Source organism: Aeromicrobium sp. (assembly GCF_047606445.1).
Taxonomy (GTDB): domain Bacteria; phylum Actinomycetota; class Actinomycetes; order Propionibacteriales; family Nocardioidaceae; genus Aeromicrobium.
In genome coordinates this window covers 61,588-71,699 of the sequence record NZ_JASGEK010000030.1, presented here as the reverse complement: position 1 = coordinate 71,699, position 10,112 = coordinate 61,588, and the positions used below count along the sequence as shown (strand labels likewise).

The 10,112-nt window shown below is 68.6% G+C and carries 14 protein-coding genes; 12 read left to right on the top strand and 2 right to left on the bottom strand.

Annotation, left to right across the window (positions count from 1 at the left end):
• From QM621_RS07455 to mutM, 8 genes are all read left to right on the top strand, one after another.
• Positions 1-1,139, top strand: a 1,139-nt coding sequence (locus QM621_RS07455; protein ID WP_414989742.1) for a DAK2 domain-containing protein, incomplete at its 5' end; no start/stop codon positions are given.
• A gap of 2 nt (positions 1,140-1,141) precedes the next feature.
• Positions 1,142-3,265 (top strand): ATP-dependent DNA helicase RecG, encoded by a 2,124-nt coding sequence (recG, locus tag QM621_RS07450; protein WP_414989741.1) that lies wholly within the window; start codon positions 1,142-1,144, stop codon positions 3,263-3,265.
• Positions 3,262-3,813 carry a 16S rRNA (guanine(966)-N(2))-methyltransferase RsmD gene (gene rsmD, locus QM621_RS07445; RefSeq protein WP_414989740.1) on the top strand — a complete coding sequence of 184 codons (552 nt, stop codon included), beginning with the start codon at positions 3,262-3,264 and terminating at the stop codon, positions 3,811-3,813. Before recG ends, rsmD begins: the two co-directional genes overlap by 4 nt.
• 24 nt (positions 3,814-3,837) lie before the next feature.
• A complete protein-coding gene (gene coaD, locus QM621_RS07440; RefSeq protein ID WP_414989739.1) occupies positions 3,838-4,320 on the top strand; it encodes a pantetheine-phosphate adenylyltransferase in 483 nt (160 codons plus the stop codon).
• A gap of 386 nt (positions 4,321-4,706) precedes the next feature.
• Positions 4,707-5,240: a YceD family protein gene (locus tag QM621_RS07435; protein WP_414989738.1), complete on the top strand. Its 534-nt coding sequence runs from the start codon at positions 4,707-4,709 to the stop codon at positions 5,238-5,240.
• 24 nt (positions 5,241-5,264) lie between these two features.
• Positions 5,265-5,450, top strand: a complete 186-nt coding sequence (gene rpmF / locus QM621_RS07430) for a 50S ribosomal protein L32 (RefSeq protein ID WP_414989737.1) — start codon at positions 5,265-5,267, stop codon at positions 5,448-5,450.
• A gap of 17 nt (positions 5,451-5,467) precedes the next feature.
• The gene (gene rnc / locus QM621_RS07425) at positions 5,468-6,172 is read left to right on the top strand and encodes a ribonuclease III (protein ID WP_414989736.1); all 705 of its coding nucleotides are present in this window, start codon (positions 5,468-5,470) and stop codon (positions 6,170-6,172) included.
• Positions 6,165-7,016: a bifunctional DNA-formamidopyrimidine glycosylase/DNA-(apurinic or apyrimidinic site) lyase gene (gene mutM, locus QM621_RS07420; protein WP_414989735.1), complete on the top strand. Its 852-nt coding sequence runs from the start codon at positions 6,165-6,167 to the stop codon at positions 7,014-7,016. Before rnc ends, mutM begins: the two co-directional genes overlap by 8 nt.
• Before the next feature lie 41 nt (positions 7,017-7,057).
• Here mutM and QM621_RS07415 read toward each other — a convergent pair whose 3' ends face one another.
• The gene (locus tag QM621_RS07415) at positions 7,058-7,348 is read right to left on the bottom strand and encodes a type II toxin-antitoxin system RelE/ParE family toxin (RefSeq protein WP_414989734.1); all 291 of its coding nucleotides are present in this window, start codon (positions 7,346-7,348) and stop codon (positions 7,058-7,060) included.
• Positions 7,345-7,587 carry a type II toxin-antitoxin system ParD family antitoxin gene (locus tag QM621_RS07410; protein ID WP_414989733.1) on the bottom strand — a complete coding sequence of 81 codons (243 nt, stop codon included), beginning with the start codon at positions 7,585-7,587 and terminating at the stop codon, positions 7,345-7,347. Before QM621_RS07410 ends, QM621_RS07415 begins: the two co-directional genes overlap by 4 nt.
• 74 nt (positions 7,588-7,661) lie before the next feature.
• Between QM621_RS07410 and QM621_RS07405 the strand changes: the two genes are divergently transcribed.
• From QM621_RS07405 to QM621_RS07390, 4 genes are all read left to right on the top strand, one after another.
• Positions 7,662-7,913 (top strand): CopG family transcriptional regulator, encoded by a 252-nt coding sequence (locus tag QM621_RS07405; RefSeq protein WP_414989732.1) that lies wholly within the window; start codon positions 7,662-7,664, stop codon positions 7,911-7,913.
• The gene (locus QM621_RS07400; RefSeq protein ID WP_414989731.1) at positions 7,910-8,293 is read left to right on the top strand and encodes a type II toxin-antitoxin system VapC family toxin; all 384 of its coding nucleotides are present in this window, start codon (positions 7,910-7,912) and stop codon (positions 8,291-8,293) included. The genes QM621_RS07405 and QM621_RS07400 overlap by 4 nt, the downstream gene beginning before the upstream one ends.
• 28 nt (positions 8,294-8,321) lie before the next feature.
• Positions 8,322-8,642, top strand: a complete 321-nt coding sequence (locus tag QM621_RS07395) for a hypothetical protein (RefSeq protein ID WP_414989730.1) — start codon at positions 8,322-8,324, stop codon at positions 8,640-8,642.
• 247 nt (positions 8,643-8,889) lie between these two features.
• Complete coding sequence (locus QM621_RS07390; RefSeq protein WP_414989729.1) at positions 8,890-9,969, top strand: LCP family protein; 1,080 nt, start codon at positions 8,890-8,892, stop codon at positions 9,967-9,969.
• Positions 9,970-10,112: the final 143 nt, after the last annotated feature.

Below are 10,112 nucleotides of genomic sequence, written 5' to 3'. Positions count from 1 at the left end.
GGGGCGCGTCGACGCGCGAGGTGTTCGCCGCCGCCGCGGCCGCCGCCCGCGAGGGGCTGGCCCGCACGCCTGAGCAGATGCCGCTGCTGGCCCGTGCCGGAGTGGTCGACGCAGGCGGCCGGGTGCTGGTCGTGGTGCTCGACGCCACCGAGCAGGCGCTCACCGGGCGCGTCGCGCCGACGGTCAAGACGACGATCCCGGTGCCGGTCGAGGCGGGCGACGACCTCGTCGAGGGTGGCCCGGCTTATGAGGTCATGTACCTGCTCGACGGCGACGACGGTCAGATCCCGGAGCTGCGGCGGGCGCTCGCCGGGCTCGGCGACTCCCTCGTCGTGGTCGGCGGCGACGGCCTGTGGAACGTCCATGTGCACGTCGACGACGTCGGCGCGGCTGTCGAGGCGGGCCTGGAGGCCGGCCGTCCGCGACGGATCAAGGTCACGCACTTCGCCGACCAGATCGCCGCGCAGCGCCGTCCGTCGCGCCGTCGCGCGGTCATCGCCGCGACCACCGGCGCGGGCGTCACTGCGCTCTGCGAGGAGTCCGGCGCGGTCGCCGTGCCGTTCTCGAGGGGCCGTCCGCTGTCGCACGACATGGTCGCGATGGCGCTGGCCTCGGCCGACGCCGAGGAGGTCGTGGTCCTGCCGAACAACGCGCGTTATGTGGGTCTGTTCGAGGCGGCGGCGAAGGCGGCGCGCGAGGCGGGCGCACGCGTGGCGGTCATCCCGACCGTCGCGCAGGTGCAGGGCTTGGCGGCGCTCGCGGTGCACGACCCCGGCCTCGACTTCGACGACGACGTGGTGGGCATGTCGAGCGCGGCCAGCGGCACGTCGCACGGCGCGATCACCGTGGCGAGCGAGCCGGGCATGACCATGGTCGGACCCTGTCGGGCCGGCGACGTGCTCGGCGTGATCTCCGGCGACTTCGCCTTCGTCGGCGACGACCAGGAGACGGTCGCCGTCCAGGTGGTCGACCGGCTGCTCACCCCGGCCTCGGAGCTGGTCACGCTGGTGCGCGGCGAGGGCGCCGAGGAGGGCCTGGCCGACGCGCTCGTGGCCCATCTGTCCGAGCGACCGTTCATCGACGTCGAGGTCTACGAGGGCGGCCAGGAGAACTACCCGCTGTTCGTCGCGGTGGAGTGAGCGTGCGGGTCGGTCTGGACACGCCGCTGCAGCGGGTCGTCGGCGACGCCTCGGCGAAGAAGCTGGCGACCGCGCTCGACCTGTGGACCGTCGGCGACCTGCTGCGCCACTATCCGCGCCGGTATCAGGAGATCGGCGAGCTGACGAAGCTGTCGCGTCTCGTGGAGGGCCAGCACGTCACGATCATGGCGAAGGTCGTGTCGCTGAAGAACTTCCCCTTCGGCCCCGGCGGTCGCAAGACCCGGACCGAGGTGCTGGTGGCCGACGAGTCCGGCGAGCTGTCGTTGACCTTCTTCAACCAGCGGTGGCTGACCAGGACCCTGACGCCGGACACCGTCGGCCTGTTCTCCGGCGTCGTCGGCTCCTTCCGCGGGCGGCGGCAGTTGACGCATCCGGCCTTCGACCCCGTCGGCGACCGGCTGGGGCGCGGCGTCGTCCCGATCTACCGGGCCTCGGCGAAGGTCAGCTCCTGGGACGTCGAGAAGTGCGTGGCGATCTGCCTCGACGTGGTCGGCGATCTGCCTGAGACGTTGCCGGGCGACGTGCGGTCCGCGCGCGGCTACCCGCCGGTGGCCGAGGCCTTCCAGAGCGTGCACCGTCCGTGGAGCATGAAGGAGGCCATGGCCGCGCAGGCGCGGTTCCGTTTCGAGGAGGCATTCCTGCTGCAGACGGTCCTGGCCCGGCGGCGGCACGCGGCGGCGGGAACCCGTGCGGTGGCGCGACCTCCCCGGCCCGGGGGCCTGCGCGAGCGTTTCGTGGAACGGCTGCCGTTCGCGCTGACGGCCGGACAGCAGGAGGTCGTCGCGACCCTGGCGGCGGAGTTGGCGCGCGAGCATCCGATGCACCGGCTATTGCAGGGCGAGGTCGGCTCCGGCAAGACGATCGTGGCGCTGCTGGCGATGCTCCAGGTGGTCGACGCGGGCGGCCAGGCGGCGCTGCTGGCGCCGACGGAGGTGTTGGCCGCGCAGCACCACCGCACCATCGAGAAGCTGTTGGGCGACCTCGCCCGCTCGGGCATGCTCGGCGGCGACCCCGACGCCACGCGGGTGCGGCTGCTGACCGGATCGATGGGCGTCAAGGCCCGCCAAGAAGCCCTGCTCGACATGGTCTCGGGGGCGGCGGGAATCGTCGTCGGCACGCACGCGCTCATCCAGGACGGCGTCGACTTCGCCGAGCTCGGCCTCGTCGTCATCGACGAGCAGCACCGCTTCGGCGTGGAGCAGCGCGCCGCCCTCGTCGACCGCTCTGAGACGCGTCCGCACGTGCTCGTCATGACGGCGACGCCGATCCCGCGCACGGTCGCGATGACGGTCTTCGGCGACCTCGACATGTCGACTTTGCGCGAGCTGCCCGCCGGACGTCAGCCGATCCAGACGTCGGTGGTGCCGGTGGCCGACCGACCGGCCTGGCTCGACCGGGCGTGGGAGCGGGTGGGGGAGGAGGTCGCGCGCGGGCGGCAGGTCTACGTCGTGGCCTCGCGGATCGGCGAGGGCGACGAGCCCGACCCGGAGTCGCCCACCCGGGGTCTGCTGGAGCTGCACGAGGAGTTGGCGGGCGGGCCGCTGGCCGACCTGCGGCTCGGCGTGCTGCACGGACGCATGGCCGCCGACGACAAGGAGACGGTCATGACGGCCTTCGCCGACGGCGAGATCGACGTGCTGGTCGCCACCACGGTCGTCGAGGTCGGCGTCGACGTGCCGAACGCGACGATGATGGTGATCATGGACGCCGACCGTTTCGGCATGTCCCAGCTGCACCAGCTGCGCGGCCGGGTGGGCCGTGGCGGCGAGCCGGGGCTGTGTCTGCTCGTCACCGGCGCCGACGCGGAGTCGCCCGCGGCCGAACGGCTGAAGGCGGTCGCCTCGACCGCCGACGGCTTCGAGCTGTCCCGGCTCGACGTGTCGATGCGCAGCGAGGGGGACGTGCTCGGCACCCGGCAGTCCGGTTTCCGGTCGAGCCTGCGGCTGCTGTCGGTGGTGCGCGACGAGGGTGTCATCGCCGACGCCCGGACGGCCGCCGAGCGGGTCGTGGCCGACGACCCCGACCTCGCCGCGCTCCCCGAGCTGGCCCGTGCGGTGCTGGCGCTGGAGGAGTCGGATCGAGCCGAGTACCTGGAGCGGGCATGACGAGGATCGTGGCGGGACGTCTCAAAGGACGACGCCTGCGCACCCCGCCGGGCAGCGGCACCCGTCCCACCTCCGACCGGGTGCGCGAGTCGATGTTCGCCTCGCTCACCTCGATGTTCGGCGGCCTCGACGACCTGCGCGTGCTCGACCTGTTCGCGGGGTCCGGCGCGCTCGGGATCGAGGCGGTCTCGCGCGGCGCCGTCCACGCCGATCTGGTCGACGCCGACCGCAAAGCGGTCCAGACGATCCGCGCGAACCTGTCGGAGTTGGGCGTGCGGGAGGCCCGCGTCCACGCGACGACGGCCCGGCGGTTCCTGGCGCAGCCGCCCGCCGACCCCTACGACCTGGTCTTCCTCGACCCGCCATACGACCTGCCCGCCGACGAGGTCGCGGCACTCGTCGAGACCCTGCGCGACCCGCTCTGGTGCCCGCCGAACGGGCTCATCGTGGTGGAGCGCTCGACCCGGGATCGGTTCATCCCGCCGCCCGGCGCCGACACCGTGTCCGAACGCGCCTACGGCGAGACCTGTCTTTGGTACGGTCGCTGAAAACCGCATGGACGGGAGCGATAGATGACGCGAGTGGTGTGCCCAGGCTCTTTCGACCCGGTGACCAACGGTCACCTCGACATCATCACGAGGGCGTCCTACCTCTTCGGCGAGGTGGTCGTCGTGGTGCTGATCAACGAGTCCAAGCAGGGCTTGTTCGACATCGAGCAGCGGCTCGAGTTGATCCGTCAGTCGGTGTCGAGCCGGCCCAACGTCACGGTCGACTCCTACGCCGGTCTGCTCGTCGACTACTGCGCGCAGAACGACGTCTCGGCGATCGTCAAGGGGCTGCGCGCCGTCTCGGACTTCGACTACGAGCTGCAGATGGCGCAGATGAACGGCAACCTGACCGGCGTCGACACCGTCTTCATCCCGACCGCCCCGGACTACATGTTCATCGCCAGCAGCCTGGTCAAGGAGGTCGCCCGCCACGGCGGCGACGTCGCCGACCTCGTCCCGCCCGTCGTCCTGGCCGCGCTGGACGAGAAGTACGGCCACCAGCACTGAGGAAGGTCACGTCGCGCGAGGGGTCGGGGTCTTGACGCTCGGCGGTCCTCGGCTCGCCTGAGGGGCTGAGGACGACCCGAGCGGGAAGGTATGTCAGCAACCCTTCAGCAGCAGGAGAGGTAGGTGAGGTACCTATCCAAGGCCTTGTTCGGTATCCCACCTACCTCCCAGGCCCGCGTTAGGTACCAGGCCTACCGCCTCTATGGGCTTGACTGTTGTCTTTGCCCCGTTGGCCGAGTTCAGGCGTGCGAGAGCCGCCGAGCTGAGCTGAGTCGCGCGGAACGCCGCGCCTCGTCCCCTCCCGATTTCCCCCGACCTCGCCCAGCGGGTAGAGTGGCCGACGGCCTGCTCGCGCAGGTCGTGTGTGGTGCACCAATGACGAACGGATGAACGTGCGGACGGGACCTCTGGTCATCGACACCCAGGAACTGGGGCGACAGCCGGGTCACGAGCGCAGGCGAGAGCTGTCCGTCACGGTGCCGACGCAGTGGGGCTACGACGTCTTCGGCGTCTCCGAGGGTTCACCGATCGACATCGAGCTGCGGCTCGAGGCGGTCATGGACGGGGTGCTGGCGACAGCGTCCACCACGGTGACGGCGACCGGCGAGTGCGTGCGGTGCCTGGAACAGGTCGAGGAGGTTCTCGACTTGGATGTCCAGGAGCTGTACCTCTACGATCGTCCCTCCGACCCGGAGGAGGCCGAGGAAGTCCAGTGGCTCGAGGGCGACCTGCTCGACCTGGAGCCGACACTGCGTGACGCGGTGGTGTTCGCGCTGCCGCAGAACCCGTTGTGTGATCCGGACTGTCCGGGACTGTGCCCTGACTGCGGGGCGCGGATCGCGGACGATCCAGACCACACACACGGACCGGCGATCGACCCCCGGTGGTCCTCGCTGAGCCAGCTGATCGATCCGAAGTGATCCCAGGAATTCAAAGGAGTCATCGTGGCCGTTCCTAAGCGGAAGATGTCGCGCAGCAACACCCGTCACCGTCGTTCGGCCTGGAAGGCCGCGAAGGTCCAGGTTGTCGACTGCGCCAACCCCGCCTGCGACAGCAAGGTGATCCCGCACCGCGCCTGCGGTGAGTGCGGCCAGTACGGCGCTCGTGGCGAGCGTCGTCAGGTCCTCTGAGCCTGCCCGCGCACGACATGGACGACGCGGAGGAGTTGCGCGACGTCCTCGGCGTTCCGGACCTCGATCCGGAGCTGCTGACCCATGCCCTGACGCATCGGTCGTTCGCCTACGAGAACGGTCAGATCCCCAACAACGAGCGCCTGGAGTTCCTGGGCGACTCGGTGTTGGGGGTCGTCGTCACGGAGACGCTGTTCCGCACCCACCCCGATCTGCCGGAGGGGCAGCTGGCGAAGCTGCGGTCGGCGGTCGTCAGCGCGAAGGCGCTCGCGGAGGTCGCGCGGGCGCTCGGCGTCGGCGACCATGTGCGCCTCGGCAAGGGCGAGGAGGCCACCGGCGGGCGCGACAAGTCGTCGATCCTGTCCGACACGGTCGAGGCGCTGATCGGCGCGATCCACATCCAGTTCGGCATCGAGCGGTCCGCCGAGGTGATCCACCGGATCTTCGACCCGTTGATCGCCCAGGCGGCGAAGCTCGGGGCCGCGCTCGACTGGAAGACCTCGCTGCAGGAGATCGCGGCGGCTCTCGAACTGGACGCCCCCCGTTATGTGGTGACCTCCGAGGGGCCCGACCACGCGCGTCTGTTCAGCGCCGAGGCGCACCTCGGCGAGCTGGTCTTCACCGGCGGTGAGGGCCGCTCGAAGAAGGAAGCCGAGCAGCATGTCGCTCAGATCGCCTGGGAGGCGTTGAGCGCCGAGGACGCGGCCGCGCCCGGTGCCTGAGCTGCCCGAGGTCGAGGTCGTCCGGCGGGGCCTCGACGATCACGTCGTCGGCCGGATGATCGACGCCGCGACCGTCCACGACGCCCGCTCGGTGCGTCGCCACGTGCCCGGTCCGGAGGACTTCGCCGCCCGGCTGGCCGGTCGGACCGTGGTCGCGGCCCGACGTCGCGGCAAATACCTCTGGCTGCCGACCGACGACGGCGACGCGATCGTCGCGCATCTGGGCATGAGCGGGCAGATGCTCGTCAGCGATCCGGGCAGCCCGCCGCAGAAGCACCTCAAAGTCACGTTGGAACTCGGCGACGGACGGCAGTTGCGTTTCGTCGACCAGCGGATATTCGGCGGCCTCGCCGTCAGTGACGGGGGAGCGGAGCTGCCGGCCGAGATCGCGCACATCGCCCGCGACCCGATGGACCCCCTTTTCGACGCCGACGAGTTCGCGGCCCGGCTGAAGAGGCGCGAGACCGGGATCAAACGCGCGCTGCTCGACCAGTCGCTCGTCTCTGGCGTCGGCAACATTTACGCCGACGAGGCGCTGTGGCGGGTCCCGTTGCATTACGCCCGCAACACCCGCACGCTCCGACGGGCGCTGGTCGACGACCTGCTCGCCCACGTCACCGAGGTGATGAGCGAGGCGTTGGCTCAAGGCGGCACCTCTTTCGACGCTCTGTATGTGAACGTCAACGGCGCCAGCGGCTACTTCGACCGCTCGCTCAACGCCTACGGCCGCGAGGGCGAGGGTTGTGTCCGCTGCGGCGCCCCGATGCGTCGCTCGGCCTTCATGAACCGCTCCTCCTTCTGGTGCCCGACCTGCCAGCCGCGCCCGAGGAACGGAAGGTTCTGAGGCCAGCATGGGAAGGTCCGGTTGTGGCGGTGGCTGATCGGTCAGAAGTGTCGGGTCGAGTCCATGCGGTGATGCAGGATACGGATCACCGCCACTCCATCGGTCTGTTCGACGTAGAACAGGAAGTGGCTACCGACGCTATAACGGCGGTATCCGGGACGGATCTCGTCGTGAGGCTGTCCGCGGCGAGGGTCGGCGGCGACTCGCTCGATGGCCTCCCGGATCTCGGTGAGGTAGATCTCCGCCTGACGGGTACCCCATTGTTCTGCGGTGTAGTCCCAGATCGAGGAGAGGTCGCGCTGAGCGGCGGGCGTGAGCCGATAGCTCGTCACGAGCCGTGCGCCTTCTTCGTCGCGATGAAAGAGTCGAAGTCGAAAGGCTCGGGCGCGCCGCTCTCCTCCCCGGCGATGAGCGCGGCGCGGAGCGCGGCCAGATGCGTCTCTTGGTCTTCGAGAAGGCGCAGGCCGGCCCGGACCACCTCACTGGCTGATCGGTAGCGCCCTGAGGCGACCTCCTGTGCGAGGAAGTCGGAGAAGTGCCGGTCCAGGCTGATCGAGGTGTTCTGCGCCATGAGCTCAATGTACCAAAAATTGGTAGTGTCTGTCGCCATTGCTTCCTCGCCGATAGTGATGTATAAAGTGATGTATGCAGCGCACCAACATTTACTTGGAGGACCGGCAGACGGCCGCGCTTGACCGATTGGCGGGAGCCGAGGGGGTGTCGCGGGCTGAGATCATTCGTCGGCTGATCGATCAGGGGATCGACGGGGCCTCCTCGGATCTGACGGTCGACTTCGCCTGGTTCGACGAGTCATTCGGGGCGGCCGTCGAGTTCGACGTCCCGCGTCGGTCGGGGACCGACCGCGATGTTCATCTGCGGCGGATGGCGGACGCGTGATTCTGGTTGACACGGACGTTCTGATCGCCCATCTTCGCGGCCTCGATGCGGCGGAGGGATGGCTCAGGCGAGCACGTCAGCAGGGCCCGCTGGCCGTGAGCGCTGTGACCGTGGCCGAGCTGACGGGAGGCATGCGATCAGGTGGGCGGCGCGCCGTCTGGGGGTTGCTGTCCCGGTTGGGAGTCGAACCGGTGACCGACGGCGTCGCACGTCGTGCCGGTGAGTTCATGCGCGTTTACCGTCGTAGTCATCAAGGGATCGGGACGTCCGACTACCTCATCGCCGCGACCGCTGACCTGGGTGGGTATCAGTTGGCGACGCTGAACGTTCGTCACTTCCCGATGTTCGAGGACCTGAGTCCGACGTTCAGGCTGGATTGAACGCCGTGGTGATCGGCTAGGTTCCCTCGTGGACGGCTACGGCGAGGAGGCTGCGGAGCGCTTCGTGGCCGAGCCGCCGAAGCGGGCGGGGCGGACGCCGTTCGAGCGGGACTGCGGGCGCGTCGTGCACTCGGCGGCGCGCGAGCTGGGCAAGTCGCTCGGTTGCGACCCCGACATCGTCGACTCCGCCGCGCTCGCCCACGACCTCGGCCGTCCGCCCTTCGTCGTGATGAAGGAGTCGACGTCGAAAGGCTCGGGCGGCGCATGCAGCTGTCATCGATTCCGAGGGTCCCGGTGGAGAGATCCCTGGGATTCCAGTCACACGCCGCGCGTGTGCGGCGGATGTTGATTGACAAACGGCTGCGGGTCGATGCACGGTAGATCGCCGGGCGGCGGCCCGCTGGGGGTCGGTGCGGCAGTGATGTCGTCGACCGCAGCGGCAGGGGCGGAGGTGCAATCGGGTGAGGTCGTAACCTTGGTGGGGTTAATTCGTTAGAGCTTCGTGCGTCGTACGACGAGTAAGCCCGGCTCGCTCACGAGTGGGACTTCGGTTCTCGGTTCGGGGCAGGGTGACGAAGAGAGTGGGAAGACTGTTCATGGGATCTCGTAAGCGCGACCCGTATGCCGTGCCAGATTACGGCACGGACCGGCCGATCGACAAGGCTGCTGCTCGCCGTAAGCGCATCAAGTGGGCGCTGGCCATCGTCGGCGGCTTGACGGCGCTGGTGCTGATCCTCGGCGTGGCGATGGCGGCGTGGCTGAACTCCTCGCTCGGCAACATCAGCAAGGTCGACGTCACGGTGCCGGAGGAGAATCGTCCGGAGGAGACCGGCTCAGGGGCGTTGAACATCCTGTTGATGGGCACGGACGCCGGCACGGAGCGCAACGGCGCGGGCACGTCGATCATCAACGACGCTGCGTCTGGCGACTGGCCGAGCGGCAAGTACCGCAGCGACGCCACGATGGTGATGCACGTCCCGTCGGACCGTTCCGGGGTGTATATCGTCTCGATCCCGCGCGACTCGTACGTCCCGATCTATGACGACCAGGGCGAGCAGGCGTCGACGCAGAAGATCAACGCGGCGCTGTCGATCCACGGCCCGTCGGGGGCGCTGTCGACGGTCGAGAATCTGACCGACATCCGGCTCGACCATTTCGCGATGATCGACTGGGACGGCTTCAAGGCGATCACCGACGCCCTCGGCGGTGTCACGATGCAGCTCGCCGAGGGCGGCTCGAAGAAGTTCAGCGGTGAGGAGGCTCTCGCCTATGTGCGTGTGCGCAAGACTCTTCCGAACGGTGATTTCGACCGGATCAAGCGTCAGCAGAACTACATGCGGGCTATCGCTTCGGGTGTCCTCTCGAAGGGCACCTTGAGCAATCCGTTGCAGTTGAAGGACACGCTCGACGCGGTGACGCAAAATCTCGCGGTCGATGCCGCGTGGACCTCTGAGGACATCCGGTCGCTCGCGGTCTCGATGCGCTCGGTCCGTACCGGCGACATGAAATTTGTGACAGTGCCGACCAACGGCACCGCGAATGATCCCGTGGCGGGCAGCATCGTGCTGTTGGACGATGCGGGCTGCGCCGAGTTGTTCGATGCGATGCGTAACGACACGATGAGCGAGTGGATGGCGGCTCACCCGGATGCGAATCTCGGATATATCGTTAATTGACGTGATGTTAGAAGGCTTGGCGCCGAGGGTTGCGGTCTAATTTTCTTGTCGCTCCTTCCGTTTATCTATTAGACAGTCAGAAGGTTTTTCTCGCTGTTTAACAGGTGCCGAGTATTGATGTTTCAGTGAGGAAAGAGTTCATG

Bases quoted from the DNA above. Each gene is read 5' to 3' on its own strand.
- rsmD (WP_414989740.1), top strand. From the start codon at position 3,262: ATGACGAGGATCGTGGCGGGACGTCTCAAAGGACGACGCCTGCGCACC.
- QM621_RS07390 (WP_414989729.1), top strand. From the start codon at position 8,890: ATGGGATCTCGTAAGCGCGACCCGTATGCCGTGCCAGATTACGGCACG.
- QM621_RS07405 (WP_414989732.1), top strand. From the start codon at position 7,662: ATGCAGCGCACCAACATTTACTTGGAGGACCGGCAGACGGCCGCGCTT.
- QM621_RS07435 (WP_414989738.1), top strand. From the start codon at position 4,707: ATGAACGTGCGGACGGGACCTCTGGTCATCGACACCCAGGAACTGGGG.
- QM621_RS07410 (WP_414989733.1), bottom strand. From the start codon at position 7,587: ATGGCGCAGAACACCTCGATCAGCCTGGACCGGCACTTCTCCGACTTC.
- coaD (WP_414989739.1), top strand. From the start codon at position 3,838: ATGACGCGAGTGGTGTGCCCAGGCTCTTTCGACCCGGTGACCAACGGT.
- rnc (WP_414989736.1), top strand. From the start codon at position 5,468: ATGGACGACGCGGAGGAGTTGCGCGACGTCCTCGGCGTTCCGGACCTC.